General features: G+C 67.7%; 22 protein-coding genes. 13 read left to right on the top strand and 9 right to left on the bottom strand.

Annotated elements, in window-relative coordinates:
• The 7 genes from L3V85_RS18410 to L3V85_RS18380 are packed head-to-tail and all read right to left on the bottom strand — an operon-like array spanning nucleotide 1 to nucleotide 5,332.
• The gene (locus tag L3V85_RS18410) at nucleotides 1-960 is read right to left on the bottom strand and encodes a threonine ammonia-lyase (RefSeq protein ID WP_237680465.1); all 960 of its coding nucleotides are present in this window, start codon (nucleotides 958-960) and stop codon (nucleotides 1-3) included.
• Complete coding sequence (locus L3V85_RS18405) at nucleotides 957-1,982, bottom strand: succinylglutamate desuccinylase/aspartoacylase family protein (protein ID WP_237680464.1); 1,026 nt, start codon at nucleotides 1,980-1,982, stop codon at nucleotides 957-959. The genes L3V85_RS18410 and L3V85_RS18405 overlap by 4 nt, the downstream gene beginning before the upstream one ends.
• A complete protein-coding gene (locus L3V85_RS18400) occupies nucleotides 1,979-2,755 on the bottom strand; it encodes a transporter substrate-binding domain-containing protein (RefSeq protein ID WP_237680463.1) in 777 nt (258 codons plus the stop codon). Before L3V85_RS18400 ends, L3V85_RS18405 begins: the two co-directional genes overlap by 4 nt.
• 28 nt (nucleotides 2,756-2,783) lie before the next feature.
• On the bottom strand, nucleotides 2,784-3,512 hold the full coding sequence (locus L3V85_RS18395) for an amino acid ABC transporter ATP-binding protein (protein WP_237680462.1): 729 nt from the start codon (nucleotides 3,510-3,512) through the stop codon (nucleotides 2,784-2,786).
• A complete protein-coding gene (locus L3V85_RS18390) occupies nucleotides 3,493-4,149 on the bottom strand; it encodes an amino acid ABC transporter permease (RefSeq protein WP_237680461.1) in 657 nt (218 codons plus the stop codon). Before L3V85_RS18390 ends, L3V85_RS18395 begins: the two co-directional genes overlap by 20 nt.
• A 1-nt stretch (nucleotide 4,150) precedes the next feature.
• On the bottom strand, nucleotides 4,151-4,816 hold the full coding sequence (locus tag L3V85_RS18385; RefSeq protein WP_081271577.1) for an amino acid ABC transporter permease: 666 nt from the start codon (nucleotides 4,814-4,816) through the stop codon (nucleotides 4,151-4,153).
• Nucleotides 4,817-4,819: 3 nt separating this feature from the next.
• Nucleotides 4,820-5,332, bottom strand: coding sequence for a RidA family protein (locus tag L3V85_RS18380; protein WP_237680460.1), 513 nt, complete (start codon nucleotides 5,330-5,332; stop codon nucleotides 4,820-4,822).
• 188 nt (nucleotides 5,333-5,520) lie between these two features.
• Between L3V85_RS18380 and L3V85_RS18375 the strand changes: the two genes are divergently transcribed.
• The 13 genes from L3V85_RS18375 to L3V85_RS18315 all read left to right on the top strand — a co-directional run bounded on the left by L3V85_RS18375 (nucleotide 5,521) and on the right by L3V85_RS18315 (nucleotide 19,573).
• Entirely contained in the window at nucleotides 5,521-6,300 is a 780-nt protein-coding gene (locus L3V85_RS18375; protein WP_237680459.1) for a FadR/GntR family transcriptional regulator, read from the top strand.
• Nucleotides 6,301-6,313: 13 nt separating this feature from the next.
• Complete coding sequence (locus L3V85_RS18370; protein ID WP_237680458.1) at nucleotides 6,314-7,339, top strand: DUF4105 domain-containing protein; 1,026 nt, start codon at nucleotides 6,314-6,316, stop codon at nucleotides 7,337-7,339.
• Complete coding sequence (locus tag L3V85_RS18365) at nucleotides 7,336-9,264, top strand: esterase/lipase family protein (protein ID WP_237680457.1); 1,929 nt, start codon at nucleotides 7,336-7,338, stop codon at nucleotides 9,262-9,264. Before L3V85_RS18370 ends, L3V85_RS18365 begins: the two co-directional genes overlap by 4 nt.
• Before the next feature lie 228 nt (nucleotides 9,265-9,492).
• On the top strand, nucleotides 9,493-10,035 hold the full coding sequence (locus L3V85_RS18360; RefSeq protein WP_237680456.1) for a response regulator transcription factor: 543 nt from the start codon (nucleotides 9,493-9,495) through the stop codon (nucleotides 10,033-10,035).
• Between the two features lie 311 nt (nucleotides 10,036-10,346).
• On the top strand, nucleotides 10,347-11,579 hold the full coding sequence (locus L3V85_RS18355) for an MFS transporter (protein ID WP_237680593.1): 1,233 nt from the start codon (nucleotides 10,347-10,349) through the stop codon (nucleotides 11,577-11,579).
• Complete coding sequence (locus L3V85_RS18350; protein ID WP_237680455.1) at nucleotides 11,576-12,451, top strand: dihydroorotate dehydrogenase electron transfer subunit; 876 nt, start codon at nucleotides 11,576-11,578, stop codon at nucleotides 12,449-12,451. Before L3V85_RS18355 ends, L3V85_RS18350 begins: the two co-directional genes overlap by 4 nt.
• The gene (locus L3V85_RS18345; protein ID WP_237680454.1) at nucleotides 12,444-13,394 is read left to right on the top strand and encodes a dihydroorotate dehydrogenase; all 951 of its coding nucleotides are present in this window, start codon (nucleotides 12,444-12,446) and stop codon (nucleotides 13,392-13,394) included. Before L3V85_RS18350 ends, L3V85_RS18345 begins: the two co-directional genes overlap by 8 nt.
• A gap of 31 nt (nucleotides 13,395-13,425) precedes the next feature.
• Nucleotides 13,426-14,691 (top strand): hydantoinase/carbamoylase family amidase, encoded by a 1,266-nt coding sequence (locus L3V85_RS18340; protein ID WP_237680592.1) that lies wholly within the window; start codon nucleotides 13,426-13,428, stop codon nucleotides 14,689-14,691.
• Nucleotides 14,688-15,740 carry a dihydroorotase gene (pyrC, locus tag L3V85_RS18335; RefSeq protein WP_237680453.1) on the top strand — a complete coding sequence of 351 codons (1,053 nt, stop codon included), beginning with the start codon at nucleotides 14,688-14,690 and terminating at the stop codon, nucleotides 15,738-15,740. The genes L3V85_RS18340 and pyrC overlap by 4 nt, the downstream gene beginning before the upstream one ends.
• A gap of 32 nt (nucleotides 15,741-15,772) precedes the next feature.
• Complete coding sequence (locus L3V85_RS18330; RefSeq protein ID WP_237680452.1) at nucleotides 15,773-16,681, top strand: helix-turn-helix domain-containing protein; 909 nt, start codon at nucleotides 15,773-15,775, stop codon at nucleotides 16,679-16,681.
• Between the two features lie 41 nt (nucleotides 16,682-16,722).
• On the top strand, nucleotides 16,723-17,388 hold the full coding sequence (locus tag L3V85_RS18325; RefSeq protein ID WP_237680451.1) for an orotate phosphoribosyltransferase: 666 nt from the start codon (nucleotides 16,723-16,725) through the stop codon (nucleotides 17,386-17,388).
• 31 nt (nucleotides 17,389-17,419) lie between these two features.
• Nucleotides 17,420-17,746: a hypothetical protein gene (locus L3V85_RS18320; protein WP_237680450.1), complete on the top strand. Its 327-nt coding sequence runs from the start codon at nucleotides 17,420-17,422 to the stop codon at nucleotides 17,744-17,746.
• 180 nt (nucleotides 17,747-17,926) lie between these two features.
• Nucleotides 17,927-19,573: an ankyrin repeat domain-containing protein gene (locus L3V85_RS18315; protein WP_237680449.1), complete on the top strand. Its 1,647-nt coding sequence runs from the start codon at nucleotides 17,927-17,929 to the stop codon at nucleotides 19,571-19,573.
• A gap of 196 nt (nucleotides 19,574-19,769) precedes the next feature.
• On the opposite strand, the gene L3V85_RS18310 is transcribed toward L3V85_RS18315, so the two are convergent.
• A complete protein-coding gene (locus tag L3V85_RS18310; RefSeq protein ID WP_237680448.1) occupies nucleotides 19,770-19,967 on the bottom strand; it encodes a hypothetical protein in 198 nt (65 codons plus the stop codon).
• A 120-nt stretch (nucleotides 19,968-20,087) separates the two neighbouring features.
• On the bottom strand, nucleotides 20,088-21,128 hold the full coding sequence (mgrA, locus tag L3V85_RS18305; RefSeq protein ID WP_237680447.1) for an L-glyceraldehyde 3-phosphate reductase: 1,041 nt from the start codon (nucleotides 21,126-21,128) through the stop codon (nucleotides 20,088-20,090).
• Between the last annotated feature and the right edge of the window lie 40 nt (nucleotides 21,129-21,168).

Genomic DNA, 21,168 nt, shown 5'->3' with positions numbered 1-21,168 from the left:
TCAGGCCTTGGGCATGCCGTCGCTGCCGCTGCCGCACAGCACGACGGCGATCTTCTCGTCGTCGCGGCGCTCGAAGCAGCGGTGGCTCACGGCCGCCAGCGCGGTGGCCGCGCCCAGCTCGATGGCCAGGCCCGCGTGCTGCCAGGCCGAGCGCGCCGCGTCCTCGATGACTTCCTCGTCGACCAGCACGATCTCGTCGACGTACTTCTCGATCAGCTCGAAGTTCAAGGGCTCGGTCGAGCGCGCCGCCAGGATCGGCACGCGCGTCTTCACGTTCTCCAGCTTCACGATGCGGCCTTCCTTGCGGCAGGTGTACAGCGTGGGGCAGCCCGCCGCTTCCACGCCGATGACGCGGATCGACGGCTTGAGCAGCTTGGCCGCCTGCGCGATGCCCGCGAGCAGGCCCCCGCCGCCGATGGAAACCACCAGCGTCTCGACCTCGGGCCATTCGTCGATGATCTCCAGCGCGGTCGTGCCCTGCCCGATCACCACGTCGCGGTCGGCATACGGATGCAGCAGCGCGCCGCCGTGCTCGGCCACGTTGGCGCCGGCGGCGTCCCAGCTCTGATCCCAGAAGTCGCCATGCACGGTGAGCTTGGCGCCATGGCTCTCGATGCGCGCGCGGGTGATGGGCGTGCTGGTGTTCATCACGAACACGTTGGCCGGCAGGCCCAGCGTCTTGCCCACGTAGGCCACGGCCGCGCCGAAGTTGCCGCCCGACGCGGTGGCCAGCCCCTGCTTGCGCACGTCGTCCGACAGGTTGAGCACGCGGTTGAAAGCGCCGCGCGCCTTGAACGAGCCGGTGACCTGGTTGCACTCGGCCTTGAAGCGCACCTGCGCCGCGCCGCCGGGCACCCAGGGGTGCGCATTGACAAGCGGCGTATGGCGGATGTAGGGCTGCACGCGGGCATGGGCCGCGCGGTAGTCGTCCAGCGTGATCGGGGTGGTGTTCTCGCTCATGCGGCGGCGCCTTCCTCGTCTTCGACCAGCACGCAGAGGTTGTTGCCCTGCTTCACGATGCCGAAGGTGCGTTGCGAATACACCGTGCCGCCCTTGGCGAAGCGCACTTCGCGCGGCGCCAGCGCGGGCTCGGTCAGCAGATGCAGGTAGCCGGCCAGTTCACCGGCGGCCACCGTCTCGCCGAGTTCGTGCAGCGGCTCGAAGTAGCCGTCGCCCGGCGACAGCAGGTTGCCGCCGTCCGGCACGATGTGCACGCGGCGGCTCGCGGGCGGCGCGGCGGGCAGTTCGCCTGGCACCACGCCCAGCCGCGCCAGCACGCGAGACAGGCATTCGCGCGTGCGCTTCACGCCCTTGGGCGACACGCTGCCGTTCTCGCCCATTTCGGCCGCGATGGCCGCCAGGCCCAGGTGCGCGGCGGCGCCGCAGCTGGTGCGCGGGTCGCCCATGTTGTCGGTGATGACGGTGAACTTGGCGCCGAACCAGCGGGCCATGTCCTCGGCGCGCTCGCGCACTTCGGGCGCCAGCGTGGGCGTGACCACCACTTGCGCGCTTTCCTCGATGAACAGCGAGCTGCCGCCCGCGTGCAGGTCGACATACGCATCGCACTTGGGAAACAGCACGTCGTGAATGAACGCGGCGATCTGCTCGGTCGGCGTGCCGAAGGGGTTGCCCGGGAACACGCGCGCCAGGTTCTTGCCATCGAGCGGGCTCACGCGCGAGGCCGCGCGCAATGCCGGCGCGTTGGCCGCGGGCATCAGAATCAGCCGGCCCTTGACCTGCGCGGCGTCGAGCGAACGGATCAGTTCGTTGATGACGATCGGGCCTTCGTACTCGTCGCCGTGAATGGCGCCGGTGACCAGCACCGTCGGGCCGTCGCCGTTGCCGATGACCGCCAAGGGCAGCGCGACCGCGCCCCAGGCATCCTCATGCCCCGAGTACGGCAGCCACGCATGGCCGACCTGCTTGCCGGGCCGGGCCCAGTCGATGTCCGTGAAAACGGTGGAAGGACGCGGCTGGCTCACTTCACTTCTTTCTGCTCGTCCTTGAACCACTTCAGGCGCAGTGCCGCGAGGCTGCCGTCGGCGGCCTGGGCGTCGATGATCTTGTTCATCTCGGCCAGCAGCGCGGTTTCGCTGGGCTGCACGGCCATGTAGGCGGGGCTGATGCGGATCAGCGACTTCATTTCGATGCCCTTGGCCGGGTTCTCGTCGGCCACCTTCTGGGCGATGAAGTTGTTCTCGGCGAACAGCGGCGCCTGGCCCGACAGGAAGGCCGAGATGGTCGAGGCCGTGTCTTCCAGGCGAATCAGCTTGGCGCCGGGCGCCAGCTCGCTCAGCGACAGGTCGGGCGTGGAGCCCTTGGGCACGGCCACGGTCTGGCCGGCCAGGTCGCTCACCTTGGCGAACTTGGGCGTGCCCTTGCCGCCATACACGCCCAGGTACACGGCCGCGTACGGCTTGGAGAAGGCGACCTGCTTGGCGCGCTCGGGCGAGCTGCCCAGCGCCGCGATCACCACGTCGACCTTGTTCGACAGCAGGTAGGGAATGCGGTTGGCGCCGGTCACCTGCTGCAGCTCGAGCTTCACGCCCATGGCCTTGGCCACGTTCTCGGCCAGTTCCACGTCCAGGCCGGTGGGCTTGCCGGCCGCGTCGGTGAAGCCCCAGGGGGCGGCGTCGATGGTCGTGGCGATGCGGATCGCGCCCTTGGCCTTGATGTCCGCGAGCTTGTCGGCGTGCGCGAGCAAGGGGGCGGCGCAGACCAGTGCGGCGGCGAACAGGGTTTTCATTTTGAACATGGAAGCTCCTTGGGGAAGACGAAAGAGATCAGACGACGGATTGGACAAACTGCTGGAACTCGGGGGTCTGCGGGCTGCCGAACATGCGCTCGGGCGTGCCGCGTTCCCAGATGCGGCCCTGGTTCATGAAGAGCACCTCGGAGGCCACGCGGCGCGCGAAGGCCATCTCGTGCGTGACGACCATCATGGTCATGCCGTCGCGCGCCAGGTCTTCCATCACGCGCAGCACTTCGCCGACCAGCTCGGGGTCGAGCGCGGAGGTGGCTTCGTCGAACAGCATCAGCTGCGGCGACATGGCCAGCGCCCGCGCGATGGCCACGCGCTGCTGCTGGCCGCCCGACAGCTGCGAGGGCATGGCGTCGAGCTTGTGGCCCAGGCCCACGCGCTCCAGCATGCGCTTGGCGAGGTCTCGGGCCTCGCCCTTGGCGATCTTCCTGGTGAGCACCGGCGCCAGCGTCACGTTGGCGGCGGCCGACAGATGCGGGAACAGGTTGAAGCTCTGGAACACCATGCCCACGCGGCGGCGCAGCAGGGCCAGGTCGGTGTCGGGCGACTGCACATCCACGCCGTCGACCACGATGCGGCCGGCGCTGATGGTCTCCAGCCCGTTCACGCAGCGCAGCAGCGTGCTTTTGCCCGAACCGCTGCGGCCCACGAGCGCCACGATGTCGCCCTTGGCGACTTCGGTGGACACGCCCCGCAATACATGGTTGTCGCCGAAGTGCTTTTCGACCGATTCAATGAGCACGAGCGACATTCATGCGTCCTTCCAGAGAGAGTGCCAGCCGGGCCAGCGGGTAGCAGATGGCGAAGTAGCACAGGGCCACGCCGCAGAAAACAGGCAGGTGCGCCAGCGTGGAGCCGGCCACGATCTGACCCGAGCGCGTGAGCTCGACCAGCCCGACGAGCGCGGCCAGCGAGGTGTTCTTGATGAGCTGCACCAGGTAGCTCACCGTCGGCCCCAGCGCCACGCGGAAAGCCTGCGGCCACACCACGTGCCGCATGACCTGCCAGCGGCGCAGGCCGACGCAGGAGGCGGCCTCCCACTGGCCCTTGGGCACCGATTCGATGGCGCCGCGCCAGATGTCGCCGAGGAACGCGCCGGCCGACAGCGAGAACGCCGCGGCCGCGGCCGTGAAGGCGTTGATCTCGATGCCCAGCAGCATCGGCACGCCGAAGTACAGCAGGAACAGCACGCCCAGCAGCGGCGTGCCCTGCACCAGTTCCACGTAGATGCGCGCCAGAACGCGCAGCCAGGGCTGCCGCGAAGTGCGCGCCACGGCCACGCCGAGCGCGATCACCGCGCCGATGACGAACGCGGTGAGGGCCAGCGCGGCGGTCCAGCGGATCGCGCCCAGGATGAGCCAGAGGTCGGCAATCGAAAGTCCGCGCATCTCAGCCCTCCTTGCCGAACAGGCGGCGTTGCACGAAGCCGAGGATCACGCGCAGCGCCTGCACCGCCACGAAATACATCGCGCAGATCACGAGGTAGACCTCGAAGCTGCGGAAGGTGCGCGAGTCGATGAAGCTGCCGGCATGGAAGATGTCTTCCACCCCGATCTGCGAGATGAGGCTGGTGCCGATCAGCGTGAGCACCATCTGGCTCGCGAGCGAGGGAAACACGTTGCGCAGCGCCGGCACGAAGAGCACGTGCACCAGCACCTGCCGCGGCCGCAGCCCGAGCGCGGCGCCGGCTTCCGACAGGCCGCGCGGCACCGACATCAGCCCCGAGCGGAATACCTCGACCATGTAGGCGCCGCAGTACAGCGCCAGCGAGATCACGCCCGCCACGGGCGCCTCCAGCCGGATGCCCAGGTTGGGCAGGCCGAAGTAGATGAGAAAGAGCTGCACCAGCGCCGGCGTGTTGCGGAAGAACTCCACGTACACCCGCGTCACGCCGCGCAGCGGCTTGCCGCCGTAGACCAGCGCGAGCGAGCCCGCCACGCCGATCGCCATGCCCAGCACGATGCTCGACGCGGCATAGCCCAGCGTGTGCAGCAGCCCTTCCACCAGTTGCCCGGTGTAGGGAGCGAGCGCGTCGAACTGGAACTGGTAGGCCATGGCTCAGTCCACTTCCAGGATGGCCTCGACCTCGACGGTCTGGTGGCCCGGCAGCGAACCCGCGCCGATGGCCGAGCGAGCGCCCCGCCCCACTTCGTCGCCGAACACATCGACGAACAGGTCGGAGCAGCCGTTGATGACTTTCGGGTGGTGCGCGAAGCCCGGCGAGGCATTCACGAAGGCCAGCAGCTTCACCACGCTGCGCACGCGCCCCAGGTCGCCCAGCGCGGCCTTGGCCACGGCCAGCAGATTCAGGCCGGTGAGGCGCGCATGGGCGTAGGCTGCCTCGATGCTCACTTCCTCGCCGACACGGCCCACATGCAGGTGCCCGTTCGCCTCCAGCGGGCCCTGGCCCGACAGGTACAACAAGGGGCCGGCGCGGCGCCAGGCCACGAAGTTGGCGACGGGCGCCGGGGGCGGCGGCAGGACCAGGCCGAGCGCTGCGAGTCGCTCTTCGGGGCCGGGACTGGGGCTGGAGGCGAGAGCCGCCGGTGCCGTGGTGGAATCCAGGGTCATTGAGATCACTTCACCACGGCGCCGCGTGGGGGCAGCGCCGGGTCAACCTTTCGACGAAAATCAACAGCTTCGGACGGATTGGTCAACCAATCCGGAACCAGACAACGCAGCCTTATGTGACTGCGTAATGAATTCATTCTAAGATTCTTAATTGTGATTGGTCAACCATTTTGGCGAACTCTCTAACCATGGATGCAAAGCCCACTTCGCAGTCAGTTCAGCCGCTGCAGCCGCTGATCGACGTGACGGACCTGTCGGGCCGGATCGCCGCGCAGGACAAGGCCACCGCCTCGAAGGTCTACCGCGCCATCCTCCAGTCGATCCGCGACGGCGTGCTCAAGCCCGGCGACAAACTGCCCAACGAGCGCGACCTGTCGGAGCAGTTCAAGACCTCGCGCGGCACGGTGCGCCACGCGCTGGCCATGATGAGCGCGCAGGGCCTGCTGGAGCGCAAGGTCGGCAGCGGCACTTTCTTGGCCGAATCGCTGATGCAGTTGCTCAGCGAATCCGATCTGCCCGTGGCCGCGCACCACCGCGACGTGCCCACCTACACAGAGATCCTGGAAGGCCGGCTGCTGTTCGAGCCGGCCATGATGGCGCTGTCGGCCCAGCGCGCCGACGCCGACGACTTCGCGCTCATGCGCCACCACCTGGCCGTGGTGCGCGACGCCGACCAGTGGATCGCCTTCAAGGAAGGCATCTACGGCGTGCACCAGGCGATCTTCCGCGCCACGCGCAACCGCTTCCTGATGCAGGTGTTCGACGCCGTGGTGGCCGACCGCCGCGCGGTGCAGTACGACGGGCGCTCCAACCTCAACGGCCCGGTGGGCGCCATCGTGCGCGAGCAGACCTTGCGCGAGCTCACCGCCATCGTCGATGCGCTGCAGGCGCGCGACGCCAAGGCCGCGACCGCGCTGGCCGATGCGTACTTCACGCGCATCCTGGCGTCGCTCAGCGTCTACGGCTAGGCGCCGCGCTCCGATGATCCGCGCCATCCTGCGCTTTTCCGGCCGCCTGCTGCTGTCTCTGGCGGTGGCGCTGACGGCGCTGTGGGCCTGCCTGGCGCTCTGGTATCAGCTGCCCGGGCCCGCGTTCGTGAAGATAGGTGCCGGCGTGCTGTGGGCCGGTTTCGGCCTGGCCGCCATCGCGCTGCTGTGGCGCGGGCGGGCCGGGCGCGCCCTGCTCTCGTACACCGTGGGCTTCGCGATGCTGCTTGCATGGTGGGGCACCATCCTGCCCTCGCAGGACCGAGTGTGGGCCGACGACGTGTCTCGCCAGCTGCACGCACGCGTGGACGGCAGCATCGTCACCATGGAGAACGTGCGCAACTTCGAGTGGCGCAGCGACACCGACTACACGCAGCGCTGGGAAACCCGCCGCTACGACCTCGACCGGCTGCGCACGGTCGACGTGTCGCTCTCTTACTGGACCGGCCCGGCCATCGCGCACACGCTGGTGTCCTTCGGTTTCGACGACGGCAAGTTCGTCACCTTCTCCATCGAGATCCGCAAGGAGCGCGGCGAGAGCTTCTCTTCGATAGGCGGTTTCTTCAAGCAGTTCGAGACCGGCCTGGTCGCGGCCGACGAACATGACATCCTGCGCGTGCGCACCAATGCGCGCGGCGAAGACGTCTACATGTACCGCGTGCGCCTGCCGCAGCCCGAGATGCGCTCGCTGTTCCTCGCCTACCTGGGCGAGGCCGACGCGCTGGTGCGCGCGCCCAGCTTCTACAACACGCTCACGGCCAACTGCACCACCATCGTCTACGCGCTGGCCAAGCGCATCGTGCCCGGCCTGCCGATGGACTACCGGCTGCTCGCCTCGGGCTACCTGCCCGACTACCTTTACGACGTGGGCGGCCTCACGCCGGGCTACGACATGCAGGCGCTGCGCGCCGCCGGCCGCATCACCGACCGCGCCATCGCCGCCGACAAGACGCCCGACGCCGATTTCTCGCAGGCGATCCGGCAAGGCCTGCCGGGCGCGGAACCGAAAGCGGCGCCATGACGATCCGCTACCGCCAGCCCCTGTTCGCGGCGCTGCTGTGCGCCGCAGTGCTGGCAGCCGGCTGCGCGGGCGTGAAGGTCGGCTCCATCTCTCCGGCCGAATACCTCGCACAGCGCCGCGGCGACGTGCTCACCACCGGCAAGCTCAGCACCTCCGCGCAGGAAGTGCTGCGCGTGATCGGCTCCGACGCCGACCTCTGCCGCCGCGACGGCCAGGCCTGCCGCCAGGCCCTGGCCGACTCCGCGGGCATCACCGACGAGCAGCGGCTGTCGGCGCTGTCGGAAGTGTGGCTTCAGGTGGCGCTCTCGGCGGACAAAGGCGGCACGAGCGACGGGCCGTCCGCCGACAAGGCCATCGACGCATGGCTGGAAACCGCCCGCCACGCTTACGCCTACCTGTTCTTCACCGACCGCAATCCGCGCGACCGGGCTTTCGAAGACCGGCAGACGCAGGTGCGCGACTACTACAACTACGCGGTGCAGCAGGCCATCACCGGTCTTTACAGCAGCTACCAGAAGAACAGCCGGCGCGGGCGCGACACCACGCGCCCGCCCACGGTGCCTCAAGTGGGCGACTGGCACATCGACAGCGACGTGTCGGCAATGCAGCTGCCGCCCGGCGCGGGCCTGCCGCAAGAGCTGATTCCGGCCGCCTCGCTCACCTTCTCGGGCCTGCGCAACATCTACCGGCGCGACGGCTTCGGCGCCGAACTGGTGGCCGTGACCGACGAGCCCACCTACGGCGCCAACGCGCCGCCCTACCGCGAGACGCCCTTCCCCGCGCTTACCGCGGTGCTCAAGTTCGACGGCGCCGACCTGCGGCAGGTGATGTCCACGCGCAACCTGCGCATCGTGGTGTTCGACCCCTACCGCACATCGAGCGTGCAGTTGGGCGGGCAGGACATTCCGCTGGCCGCCAACTTCACATCGGGCTACGGACTTTGGCTCGCGCGCTCCGACTTCGCGCTGCAGGCGCTGCGCAGCCTGTTCGGCAGCGCCGACGGGCTCACCAAGCCGCGCATCTACCTGATGCAGCCCTACGACCCGAACCGCCGCACCATCATCATGCTGCACGGCCTGGCCAGCAGCCCCGAGGCGTGGATCAACGTGGCCAACGAAGTGCTGGGCGACGAGACCTTGCGCCGCAGCTACCAGGTCTGGCAGGTGTACTACCCGACCAATGCGCCGCTGCCCCTGAACAACCTGGCCATCCGCGAGGCGGTCGAGCAGACCATTGCGCACTTCGACCCCACGGGCAAGGCACGCGCGTCCAACGACATCACGCTGATCGGCCACAGCATGGGCGGCGTGCTGTCGCGGCTGATGGTGTCGTCGTCGGAAGACAAGCTGTGGGATGCCCTGCTCGCCAGCTACCCGATGCAGGGCGCGCAGCAGCAGCGCATCGAGAAACGGCTCGCGCCCTACCTGCGCTTCGAGCCGTTGCCGCAGGTCAGCGACGCCATCTTCATCGCGTCGCCGCACCGCGGCACCGACTTTGCCAACAACCGCATTTCGCGCTGGGTGGCCAACCTCATCACGCTGCCGGTCACCATGCTGGGGCAGCTGAGCGACATCTCGCGCGAGCTGATCCGCATCGCGCCGGGCAAGCAGGACCTGGGGCCGCTGCGCATTCCGAACAGCATCGACAACCTCAGCGACCGCGATCCCTTCGTGCGCCTGTCGTCGGGCCTGCCGATGAATCCGCGCGTGCGCTTTCATTCGATCATCGGCAACGACACGCCGGGCGTGGCGCTCGCGCTGTCGAGCGACGGCATCGTGCCGTATGAAAGCGCGCACCTCGATGGCGCGGCGTCGGAGCTGGTGATTCCGTCGCAGCACAGCGTGCAGGAGAACCCGCTGGCCATCCTGGAGATACGGCGGATTCTCAAGGAGCAGTTGCGCATGGAGTCCGCACCCGCACGCTGATTGCGTGCTCCTCGCTGATTGCGCGCGGATGTGATGCGGAACACATCCGCGCCGCGAAACAGGCTGCGCGCGGCGGCCTTAGTTAATACGATCGGCTTCGCTTCGACAGATGCGTGAACCGGATTGCGGCTCACCACTCGCGTCGAGGCGAATCGCTTCAAGATGCCGCCCTCTCCTTCCTTCGAAACTGTTGTCGCACACAGGCCGCCGCCACCGGAACTCCATCTGGTGACGGGCCACGACGAACCCGATGCGCGCACCGCCAGCGCGGCTGCGGTGGCGAGTGCGTTGTGCCATCTGTTCACGAAGGCCAGCGAGTCGGAACTCGCATCGTTGCTGCGCTCCATCGAACAGGGCGACGCCTCGGCCGCGGCGCGGCTGGCGCACGAGATCCTCAGGCCCATCGCGTTTCCGGCGCAGTCACCGCCCGCCACGGTGGATGCCGACGTCGAAGCCATGCAGCACTTCATGCCCGTGGAAGCGAACGCGCTGTTGTCCTCGCGCGAACTCAAGGTGCTGTGGCTCATCTCGCGCGGCTGGAGCAACCGCGAGATCGCCGAAGCCACGCACCGTTCCATCAACACCATCGAGGCACAGCTCAAGAGCCTGTACCGCAAGCTCAGTGTGAAGTCGCGCACCCAGGCAGTCCGCGAGGCCATGAAGCAGGGCCTGCTGATCTGGCGCTCCAGCAGCGGCGACCCGTCGGCGATGGCGATGAACGACGCGGTCGTGAAAGACACCGAGCACAGTCCGCTCGGCCTGCGGGCCTGAGCCACCTTCCCTGACATCGTCGTGCGCGCGGACCGCCTCCGCATGCGCATGACCGCGTGACGAACGCCAGCAGCACCTGAAGCTGCGGCGGCAACCCCACTTCCCCCATCGACACCAGCCGGCCTACGCCGGCTGTTCGTCTTGCATTTCGGTCGCCCTTGGCCGCCCCTCGGGTTTGTCCCGGTCTCGAAAACTTTACCAGTCTTAAAAAAGATACTAATATCAAAACCTGAACAAACCCCAGTCGCGGACTTCACCGCGCACAGCCTGGAGACCACGACGTGGAAGCAAGAGTGAACAACGCGGCGCCCATTGCCGGCAACGCCGCCACGGCCGACGGCAAGGACAAGGTGACCGGCTACAGCTGGAAGGCCCTGGCCGGCTCGGCCGTCGGGTATGCGATGGACGGCTTCGACCTGCTGATCCTCGGCTTCATGCTCACCGCCATCTCGGCAGACCTGCACCTCACGCCGGGCCAGGCCGGCTCGCTGGTCACATGGACGCTCGTGGGCGCCGTGGCCGGCGGCATCGTCTTCGGCTCGCTGTCCGACTACTACGGCCGCATCCGCGTGCTGACCTGGACCATCGTGATGTTCGCGGTGTTCACCGGCCTTTGCGCCTTCGCGCAGGGTTACTGGGACCTGCTGGCCTACCGCACGCTCGCGGGCATCGGGCTGGGCGGCGAGTTCGGCATCGGCATGGCGCTGGCCGCCGAGGCCTGGCCCGCGAAGCACCGGGCGCGCGTGTCCTCCTACGTGGCGCTGGGCTGGCAGACCGGTGTGCTGGGCGCGGCCCTCCTGACGCCGCTGCTTCTTCCGCACATCGGGTGGCGCGGCATGTTCCTGATCGGCGTCATCCCGGCCGTGGTGGCCTGGGTCATCCGCAACAAGCTGCACGAGCCCGAGGTGTTCGTGCGCCGTCCGGCGGCCAAGGGCTCGAAGCTCAAGGCGTTCAAGCTGCTTGTGAAAGATGGCCGCACCGCGCGCACCAGCCTTGGTCTCGTCACGCTTTGCGGAGTCCAGAACTTCGGTTACTACGGCATCATGATCTGGATGCCGAGCTTCCTCGCGAACAAGCTCGGCTTCAATCTCACCAAGTCGGCGCTGTGGACCTCGGTGACCATCCTCGGGATGATGCTGGGCATCTTCGTGTTCGGCCAACTCGCCGACCGCATCGGCCGCAAGCCCAGCTTCCTGCTGTTCCAGGCCGGCGCCGTGGCCATGGTGCTCACGTACTCTCAGCTCTCCGACCCGGTGTCGATGCTCTGGGCCGGAGCGGTGATGGGCATGTTCGTAAACGGCATGCTCGGCGGCTACGGCGCGCTGATGTCCGAGGCCTACCCGACCGAGGCGCGCGCCACCGCGCAGAACGTGCTCTTCAACATCGGCCGCGGCATCGGTGGCTTCGGCCCCGTGGTGGTCGGCGCGCTGGCCACGGCCTATTCCTTCCAGGTGGCCATTGCGCTGCTCGCGGCCATCTATGTGCTCGACATGCTCGCCACCCTCTTCCTGATTCCCGAACTCAAGGGCAAGGAACTCGAATGAACTTCGCACTTTCCCTTGCCATGGAGCAGACACCCGCGTGCTTCCAGCGCAACGCCGAGACCGTGGCCTCGCACCGCTGCGAGGTGACAGAGCACCGCTGGGTGAACGACCGCTACCGCTACCTGCGCCTGTCGGCGGGTGCCGACCTGGCCGGCACCACGAAGCCCGGCCAGTTCTACCAGTTGCGCTGCCCGCAGACGCAAGACTCGCAGCCCTTCCTGCTGCGCCCCATGAGCGTGTACGGCATGGGGCCCGAGGCAGGCGCCATCGAGTTCCTCTACAACGTCACCGGTGCCGGCACCCGCGCGCTGGCCAGCCTGGAGGTCGGCGGCCACATGGACATCGTCGGCCCGCTCGGCAACACCTTCGCGATGGAGCCGGACTTCGAGCGCATCCTCGTGGTAGCGCGTGGCGTGGGCCTGGCCACCATGGCTCCGCTGCTGCAGCAGGCCGCGAAGGCCGGCGTGAAGATCACCGCCGTCATGTCGGCTCGCGCGCCCAAGGACCTGATGCGCGACGAGTTCCTGCGCGGCATCGACGCCGACGTGCATTGCGTGTACGACAGCGACGGCAGTTCGTCGGTCGAGGCCATGGACGTGCTGCTGCGCCGCCTGCTCGACGCGGCCCGCCACGACGTGGTCTACACCTGCGGCTCGCATCGCATCCTGATGCTGCTGCAGCGCGTGCTCGAGGACTACCCGCACACCCGCGGCGAGGTCGCCATGGAGCAGCGCATGGCCTGCGGCATGGGGGTGTGCTTGTCTTGCGTGCGGCTGTTCGACAAGGACGGCGACAAGCAATTCCTTCGCGTCTGCCGCGAAGGCCCGGTGTTTTCCATTCGCGACGTCGTCGGGGAGGTGGAGTTTGGCTGATCTCAACATCCGCATCGGCGAGCTGGAGCTGCGCAATCCGGTGATGCCGGCCTCGGGCTGCTTCGCCATCGAGTACAGCGAAGCGCTCGACCTCAACCGGCTCGGCGCGCTGGTGGTCAAGAGCGTGTCGCCCGTGAGCCGTGCCGGCAACCCCACGCCGCGCGTCGCCGAGGCGCACGCCGGCATGCTCAATTCGATCGGCATTCCGAGCAAGGGCCTCGACTACTACCGCCGCGAGGTGCTGCCGGCCTACACCGGCTTCGACACGCCCGTGGTGGTGTCGATCTCGGCCGACACGGTGGACGAGTTCGCCGAGGCCGTGGCCGAGATGTCGCTGCCCGAAGTCGCCGTGATCGAGGCCAACATTTCGTGTCCGAACCTGGAAGCCGACGGCATGGCCTTCGCGATGACGCCCGAGACCACCTACAAGGTGGTGAGCGCCATCCGCCGCAAGACCCGTCACCCGTTCTGGGCCAAGCTCACGCCGAATGCCTCGCACATTGCCGCCGTGGCCAAGGCGGCCGAAGAAGCCGGTGCCGATGCACTCGTCATGGGCAACACCGTGCTCGGCATGGCGATCGACGTGCGCACGCGCAAGCCCAGGCTCGGCAACGTGATGGGCGGCCTGTCGGGCCCGGCCATCAAGCCGATTGCGCTGCGCATGGTGCACCAGTGCTATCGCAGCGTGCGCATTCCCGTCATCGGCTGCGGCGGCATCTGCAGCGCTGACGACGCGGTGGAATTCATGCTGGCCGGCGCGAGCGCAGTGCAGGTGGGCACAGCGTCTTTTATCGACCCTGGCGTGATGCAGAAGATCATCGACGGGCTGGAAGCCTATTGCCGCGAGATGGGCGTGGCGCATGTGCGCGACCTCACCGGCCAGGTGAAGCTCGACCGTCAGTTGTCGGACCGCTGGCTGCGCTTTGCGCAGCAGTCGGGGTGAATCGCGGCCCGTTTTCATGACGACCACTCACATGGACCTTCTTGCACTGCGCCCGCTCGCCGAGCAACTGTTCGACGAGGTGCGCGCCCTGTCTTTCGACGGCGTGGGCGTCACGCGCGAAAGCTACGGACGCGGCGAATCGGCAACGGCCGAATACCTGCGCGATTTCGCACGCGCCCAGGGGCTGGAAGCCGAGCCGGACCGGGCCGCGAATCTCGTGTTCCGGCTGCCCGGCACGGCGCCGGACGCGCCCGTCGCATGGACCGGATCGCATATCGACTCGGTCCCGCAGGGCGGCAACTTCGACGGACTGGCCGGCGTGGTCGCGGGCCTGCTGTGCCTGGTGGCCCGCAAGCGCGAAGGCCACGCGGCCGCGCTGCCGCTGGAGGTGCTGGCATTTCGCGGCGAGGAAAGCGCATGGTTCGGCAAGGCCTACATGGGCTCGGGCGCGCTGTTCGGAAAGATCGGCCAGGCGGACCTCGAACTCAGGCAGCGCGACACAGGCGAGACCATGGCCGAGTGCATGCGCAAGGCCGGTGCCGACGTGGAAGCCATCCGCTCGCAGCAGCCCCTGTTCGCCCAGTCGCGCGTCAAGGCATACCTGGAACTGCACATCGAACAGGGCCCCGTGATGATCGCGAGGCAATTGCCGCTGGCCGTGGTCTCGGGCATCCGTGGCAACGTGCGGCACAACCGCATCGTCTGCACCGGCGATGCCCAGCACTCGGGCGTGGTGCCGCGATGGCTGCGCCACGATGCGATGTTCGCGGTGGCCGACCTCATCATGCGCATCGACGAGCATTGGCGTGCGTTGCTGGAGCGCGGCACCGACCTGGTGGTGACCACCGGCATCGTGCAGACCAACGCGGCCGAGCATTCGATTTCCCGCATCCCGGGGCATGTGAGCTTCAGCCTCGAAGCCCGAAGCAAGAGCGCCGACGCCCTGGAGGCGTTCTACAGGTTGATGCGCGCCGAGTGCGCCGCCATCGAGCGCGAGCGCGGCGTTCGATTCGAATTCGACCGCCGCCTGACGAGCGACCCGGCCACGATGAACGAACGCATCCGCGGCGTGCTTTCCAGGGCGTGTGCGGATCTCGACGTGCCGTTCGAGGTCATTCCCAGCGGCGCGGGGCACGACGCATCGCTGTTTGCCAACGCCGGCATTCCGGCCGGCATGCTGTTCGTGCGCAACCAGAACGGTTCGCACAATCCGCACGAGGCCATGGACATCGGCGACTTCATGCTGGGCGCCCAGGCACTCAGCGACGCCTTCCTGCAGCTGGATTACCCGTCATGAACCAGATGACTTCCGCCAGCTCGATCACCATCCGCCGTCCCGACGACTGGCATCTTCACCTGCGCGACGGGCAGATGCTGCGCACGGTGCTGGGCCACACCACCCGACAGTTCGCGCGTGCCATCGTCATGCCGAACCTGAAGACGCCGGTCACCACCGTGGCGCAAGCGCGCGCGTATCGCGAACGAATCATGGCCGCGCTGCCGCCTGGCGCGCACTTCACACCGCTCATGACCGCCTACCTCTGCGACGGCACGCCGCCCGACGAACTGCGGCGGGGTTTCGACGAAGGCGTGTTCACCGCGGTCAAGCTGTATCCGGCCGGCGCGACCACGCATTCGGAATTCGGCGTCACCTCCACGGCCAGGGTCGCGAAGGCGCTGGAAACGATGCAGGCCATCGGCATGCCGCTGCTGGTGCATGGCGAGAGCACCGACCCAGACGTCGACATCTTCGACCGCGAGGCCGCTTTCATCGACCGCACGCTGCGTCCGCTGCTGGCGGACTTTCCGGCGCTCAAGGTGGTAATGGAGCACATCACCACCGAAGAGGCTGCGGACTTCGTCTCGTCCGACGCCAGCGGCAGGCTGGGCGCGACGCTCACGCCGCAGCACCTGATGTTCAACCGCAACGCCATCTTTACCGGTGGCATCCGGCCGCACCTGTATTGCCTGCCGGTGCTCAAGCGCGAGCGCCATCGGCTGGCGCTGCGCCGGGTGTCCACTTCGGGGGATGCACGCTTTTTTCTCGGCACCGATTCGGCGCCGCATCTGCGCATGCTGAAGGAGGCAGGCTGCGGTTGCGCCGGCATCTTCAATGCGCCCGTCGCGCTGCAGAGCTATCTCACCGTCTTCGAGGAGGAAAAGGCGCTCGAGCGCTTCGAGGCTTTCGCCAGCGTGAACGGCGCGCGTTTCTATGGCCTGCCGCTCAACGAGGGCACCGTCACCTTGCACAGGACGCCGATGGACGTGCCCGAGAACGTCGAACTGCTCGATGGCGCCGCCGTGCACCCCTTTCTCGGCGGGAGCACCCTGCCCTGGTCGCTATAGTGTCTTTTTCGATCCCCGAGCAGGAAAAAGAGATGGCTGCAGAACCACCCGAGGCATTCAGGACGTCCATCGACTACGCCGCGCTGGGCGACCGCCTGCGGGCCTACCGCATCGGTGCGTCGCTGCTGGCGGAGGACGTGGCCGAGCAGCTGGGCATTTCGCGTGCGGTGGTCTACCGCATGGAGAAAGGCGAGATCGTCAAGATCGAAACGCTGGAGCGGCTCGCCGCGCTGCTCGACACCTCGCTCGCGTCGCTGCTAGGCGTGGAGGTCGAGTACTACGGCACCGCGCTGGGCCTGTTCGAGCGCATGCGCCAGCTGGAGGAAAACTCCGACCGCATCCTCGCGCACTTCGAGCCCATCTCGCTGCTGCTGACCTCCGACGACTACCTGCCGCACCTGCGCGAAATGCTGATGGAGGCCTCTCCGCGCGCGCCCGGCAAGGGCCCGAAGGCTTCCGACATCGACAAGATGCTGCAGATCATGGCGGAGCGAAAGGCCTTCTTCGAAAAGCGCAAGCCGCAGATCGTCAGCCTGATCGGCCTGCGCGAGCTGGAGCGCTTCGTGCACACCGGGCTCGTGGGCCGGGTGGACTTGCCCGAGAAGGTCCGCGCCCAGCGCGTGCAGGCCGCGCGCCGCGAGGTGCTTCGCATCGCCGAGCTGATGGACAGCGAACCTTTCCATGTGCAGATCGGCCTGATCGACGACGCCATGCCGGCTTCGACCTTCCAGCTGTTCTCCGGGCCCCGGCACGCGGTGCTGGCGGTTAGCCCGTTCCGGCTCGGCGAGCTGCCCAACGTGCGCAACGGCATCGCCACCGTGACGGCTTCGCCCGAAGCCGTGCGCATGCACGAGGACATGATCGCCCGGCTCTGGAAGAGCGCCTACAAGGGCCGCACCGGCGCGCAGCATCTGCGCAAGCTGCTGGAGCGCATTCATTGACTGAAGCATCGACGAGCGTCGACATGAGAAACGGAGCTGCCTTGTCCACTTCCATTGCCCATGGCGTGGCCGCCGGCCTCATCGACGCGGGCTGCGTCGGCGTGCGCACCGACGAGCCTTACCGCCTGCCCTCTGGCTGGGCCAGCCCGGTCTACATGGACTGCCGCCGGCTCATCTCGTTTCCGGCGCTGCGCCGCGATCTCGTGGCGCGTGGCATCGCCCTGCTCGCCTCGCGCGGCGCCATCGACGGACTGGCTTCGGTGGCCGGGGGCGAAGCCAGCGGCATCGCGCTGGCCGCGTGGCTGGCCGAAGCGCTCGACCTGCCGCTGCAGTACGTGCGCAAGCGCGGCGCGGGCCAAGGCCAGGTCGAGGGCGTGGTGCAGCCCGGCGGCAGGGTGCTGCTGGTCGACGACCTCATGGCCGCAGGGAACTCCAAGCTGCGCTTCTGCCAGGCACTGGCCGAGGCAGGCGCACGCGTGGCCGACATCTTCGTGGTCTTCGACTACGGCACCTTTCCGACCGCGCAGCTGCTGGCCCCGCTCGGCGTACGGGTGCACGCGCTGGCCACTTGGCACGACGTGCTCGCCGTGGCGCGCGAGCGCGGCGACTTCGGCGCCGCCGCGCTCGGCGAACTGCAGGACTTCCTGGCCGACCCCGCGGGCTGGTCGCAGGCGCACGGCGGCCTGCGCGCGCCCCTTCAAGCCTAGACAGACACACAGACTCACAGGAGATCGACACATGGCATTCCAGGACATCGCACAGCGTTTCGACAGCGCTCCCTCGGGCACCGACGCCTTCAAGTCGTTCTACAAGGACGCCTTCGCGCTCATGAAGACCGACCCCGACAACGCCGGCCTCTACTTCGTGGTCGGCATCGCAGCGCAGTCGTATGTGCGCACCTACGAAGACCAGGGCATCAGCGGCGACTTCGCGGATGCCGCCAAGGCCACGCTGTCGGGCTTCAACGCCAGGCTGGTCGAGGCGCTGGCATTGGAGCCGCAGAAGCGGTTGCAACTGCTGGGCGAAGTGGCCATTGCTTACGAGTGGGACGTGCACGATTTCTGAGCACGGCCGCATGTGCTCCACGCCGGGGCGCTGCGCTAAGATGCGGGCCGCGGTTGCAAGCCGCGCCCGGACCCGCGGGAAGGGTTGAACCCACTTGCCTTCATGTGTTGCTGATTCATTCATCAGCCTTTTGTGCAGCCGGAATTGCGGGTCCTCGGCGTCTGTTGCACGGAGGTTTTCATGAAGCGCATTCCCGCACGGCCCGACCTGGGCCATCTGAAGAAGCAAGCCAAGGAGCTGCTTGCTTTCTACCGGGCCAACGACCCCACCGCCACCATCCGATTCCGCGATGCCCTGCCGGCCGCCGCCGGCAAGAGCGATGCCGCGATCGCATCGCTCGGCCTGCGGCTGCACGATGCGCAGTCGTGCATTGCGCGCGAATACGGTTTCGCCTCATGGGCCGATCTGCAGGGCTTCGTGCTCGCGCGCAGGGCGCAGGCGGACGATCCGGCCAACACCGTGCTGCACTGGCTGCGCTGCGTGTATGCGGGCGACATCGCCGGCGGCACGGACCGTTCCAGGCCCTCGGTCGCCGTTCGGCTGCTGGAAGAAAGCCCCGGTCTGCTGGGCGCTGATCCTTACCTGGCCTGCGCCGTCGGCGACGAAGCCACTTTGCGCCAGGCGACGGCGCAAGACCCGGGCTGGATCCGTCGGCCGGGCGGCCCGCTCGAGTTGCCGCCCCTGGTCGCTGTCACGCATTCCGGTCTGCTGAAGCTGCCGGCTTACCGCGAAGGCCTGCTGGCCTGCGCCAGGTTCCTGCTCCAAGCCGGCGCCGATGCCAACCAGTCGGTCGGCAACCGCTGGCCGCCGGCATCGCTCGAAGCGCCGGACGAGGACGAGCGCCTCTCCGCGCTTTATGGCGCCGCCGGCCAGAACCACGACGCCGAACTCACGCGGCTGCTGCTGCAGGCCGGTGCCGACCCGAACGACAACGAATCGCTCTACCACTCGCTGGAAAGCGTGGCCTGCGTCGAGCTGCTGCTGAAGGCCGGCGCGCGCGTCACCGGCTCGAATGCACTCTATCGCGTGCTCGACCTCGATGCGCTCGAAGCGCTGCGGCTGCTGCTCGCCCATGGCGGCGACGCCAACGAACCTGCTCGCAGCTCGCCCACGTCCGAATGGGGCACGCCGCTGCTGTGGGCCATCAGGCGCCGGCGCTCTCCTGCGCACATCGAAACCCTGCTGGCCGCCGGCGCGAACCCTTCGGCCACCACGCCGGACGGAACCAGCAGCTGCACCTTGGCCCTGCGCTTCGGGCTTACCGAGGTCGCGCAACTGCTGCAACACGCAGGCGGCGGCTCGATGCTGTCCGAGACCGAAGCCTTCGTCGCCGCCTGTGCGCGGGTCGACGAGGCGAGCGCGCGACGGATGCTTGGCAAGAACCCGAAGCTCATCGGCATGCTGTCCGAAACCCAGCTTCGGCTGCTGCCCGAACTCGCCGCCGAGGGCTGCGACGATGCGGTGAAGCTCATGGTCGAACTCGGTTGGCCCGTTGCCGTGCGCGCCGGCGACTGGAACGCCTCGGCCCTCAACCATGCCGTGTTCCGGGGCGATGCCGCCCTCGCCCGCTTCATGCTCGAACACGGCGCGAGCTGGCAGGAGCGCCACGGCTTCGACGACAACGCATGCGGCTCGCTGTCATGGGCCTCGGTCAACGAGCCGGTCGAAAATGGCGACTGGCTCGGCTGCGCCGAAGCGCTGGTCGCGCATGGCATGCCCACGGCAACGCCCGACCCTGCGGGCACGAACGGCGTGCTGATCGGTCAACAGCGCTATGGGTTCTCGGAAGAGGTCACGGACTATCTGCTCGGCGCGCCGCAGGGGTAAAAAAAAGCGGGCCTCGCGAGCCCGCCTCAAAAGTCGCCCACCGGGCAGCAATAAACACAGCCCGGCTCCGACTCACCTCGAACTCATTCCGGTCTTCCTCTCCCCTCTTTTCCTGCGCAAATTCTCTCGGGCATCGCATGCGCCGTTTGCGCTGAATTCCTCTATCGATATCTGGTGAACGCGCAATGGCGCGGGCTCACCACGAATGCGGCAGCAGCCTCAGCACCGTCGCCGCATGCAGCCGACGCAGCACTCTTGCCGGCACGTAGCCATGGGGCGCGCGGCGGGCCGCCTCATGGGCTGAGCGCGGCGGCACGCGCCAGGCCCGTGCCGTGAGATCCAGAACGTGGCGCGCCTGGGCGGCCGGGGAAACATAGTGGGTGCGCAGTTGCATGGCAGGCAATGAATCGAATGAACGCTTTGCCCGATTCTGCAAAGCGCACGCGCTTTTGCCAAAGACGGATTCCAAGTTACCTGATGCGATCCGCGATTCGAGACCGCGGCCGCCGCGCTATCAGGCGAAATCGGTCGACGGCTTTTCCCAGAGGTTCACGCCGCCTTCGACTGCGTACTTGTCGATCTCGGCCAGTTCCTCGGCGCTCAGCGGTGCATGCGCGAGCGCAGCCACGTTGTCGACGATCTGTTCCGGCCGGCTCGCGCCGATCAGCGCGGAGCTGACGCGCGGGTCGCGCAAGGTCCACGTCAATGCAAGCTGGGCCAGCGTCTGGCCGCGGCGCTGCGCGATCTTGTTCAACGCACGGGCGCGCTCGACGTTTGCCTCGGACAGGTGCTCCTGCTTGAGCGAACCACCGCCCGGCCGGTTGATGCGTGCATCGGCCGGAATGCCGTTCAGGTACTTGTCGGTCAGCAGGCCCTGCGCCAGCGGCGTGAACGCGATGACGCCCGCGCCCAGTTCGTCGGTGGCGTTGAGCAGGTCTTTTTCGATCCAGCGGTTGAACAGGTTGTAGGCCGGCTGATGGATCAGCAGCGGCACCTTCCATTCGCGCAGCAACGCCGCGATTTCGCGGGTCTTGCCTGCGGAGTAGGAAGAAATGCCGATGTACAGCGCCTTGCCCTGCTGCACGGCCTGGGCGAGCGCGGAGGCGGTTTCTTCCAGCGGGGTGTCGGGGTCGAAGCGGTGCGAATAGAAGATGTCGACGTAGTCCAGGCCGAGCCGCTGCAGGCTCTGGTCGAGGCTCGCGAGCACGTATTTGCGCGAGCCGCCGCCTTTGCCGTAAGGGCCGGGCCACATGTCCCAGCCGGCCTTGCTGGAGATGATGAGTTCGTCGCGGTAGTGCTTGAAATCTTCGCGCAGGACCCGGCCGAAGTTGCTCTCGGCGCTGCCGTACGGCGGGCCGTAGTTGTTGGCCAGGTCGAAGTGGTTGATGCCCAGGTCGAAGGCCGTGCGCAGCAACTGGCGCTGCGTGGCGATGGAGGTGGTGTCTCCGAAGTTGTGCCAGAGGCCGAGCGAGATGGCTGGCAGCACGAGCCCGCTGCGGCCGACGCGGCGGTAGGGAAGCGCGTCGTAGCGATGCGAAGAAGCGAGGTAGGTCATGAGGATTTCCACGCGATGAATGAACGATGAGGAAGGGCAC

Origin of the sequence: Variovorax paradoxus, assembly GCF_022009635.1 — a bacterium.
Taxonomy (GTDB): Bacteria; Pseudomonadota; Gammaproteobacteria; order Burkholderiales; family Burkholderiaceae_C; genus Variovorax.
This window is presented reverse-complemented; position numbering and strand designations above follow the sequence as displayed.

Bases quoted from the DNA above. Each gene is read 5' to 3' on its own strand.
- L3V85_RS18370 (WP_237680458.1), top strand. From the start codon at position 6,314: ATGATCCGCGCCATCCTGCGCTTTTCCGGCCGCCTGCTGCTGTCTCTG.
- pyrC (WP_237680453.1), top strand. From the start codon at position 14,688: ATGAACCAGATGACTTCCGCCAGCTCGATCACCATCCGCCGTCCCGAC.
- L3V85_RS18390 (WP_237680461.1), bottom strand. From the start codon at position 4,149: ATGCGCGGACTTTCGATTGCCGACCTCTGGCTCATCCTGGGCGCGATC.
- L3V85_RS18365 (WP_237680457.1), top strand. From the start codon at position 7,336: ATGACGATCCGCTACCGCCAGCCCCTGTTCGCGGCGCTGCTGTGCGCC.
- L3V85_RS18310 (WP_237680448.1), bottom strand. From the start codon at position 19,967: ATGCAACTGCGCACCCACTATGTTTCCCCGGCCGCCCAGGCGCGCCAC.
- L3V85_RS18400 (WP_237680463.1), bottom strand. From the start codon at position 2,755: ATGTTCAAAATGAAAACCCTGTTCGCCGCCGCACTGGTCTGCGCCGCC.
- L3V85_RS18330 (WP_237680452.1), top strand. From the start codon at position 15,773: ATGGCTGCAGAACCACCCGAGGCATTCAGGACGTCCATCGACTACGCC.
- L3V85_RS18320 (WP_237680450.1), top strand. From the start codon at position 17,420: ATGGCATTCCAGGACATCGCACAGCGTTTCGACAGCGCTCCCTCGGGC.
- L3V85_RS18375 (WP_237680459.1), top strand. From the start codon at position 5,521: ATGGATGCAAAGCCCACTTCGCAGTCAGTTCAGCCGCTGCAGCCGCTG.
- L3V85_RS18395 (WP_237680462.1), bottom strand. From the start codon at position 3,512: ATGTCGCTCGTGCTCATTGAATCGGTCGAAAAGCACTTCGGCGACAAC.
- L3V85_RS18410 (WP_237680465.1), bottom strand. From the start codon at position 960: ATGAGCGAGAACACCACCCCGATCACGCTGGACGACTACCGCGCGGCC.
- mgrA (WP_237680447.1), bottom strand. From the start codon at position 21,128: ATGACCTACCTCGCTTCTTCGCATCGCTACGACGCGCTTCCCTACCGC.
- L3V85_RS18315 (WP_237680449.1), top strand. From the start codon at position 17,927: ATGAAGCGCATTCCCGCACGGCCCGACCTGGGCCATCTGAAGAAGCAA.
- L3V85_RS18385 (WP_081271577.1), bottom strand. From the start codon at position 4,816: ATGGCCTACCAGTTCCAGTTCGACGCGCTCGCTCCCTACACCGGGCAA.
- L3V85_RS18380 (WP_237680460.1), bottom strand. From the start codon at position 5,332: ATGACCCTGGATTCCACCACGGCACCGGCGGCTCTCGCCTCCAGCCCC.
- L3V85_RS18350 (WP_237680455.1), top strand. From the start codon at position 11,576: ATGAACTTCGCACTTTCCCTTGCCATGGAGCAGACACCCGCGTGCTTC.
- L3V85_RS18340 (WP_237680592.1), top strand. From the start codon at position 13,426: ATGGACCTTCTTGCACTGCGCCCGCTCGCCGAGCAACTGTTCGACGAG.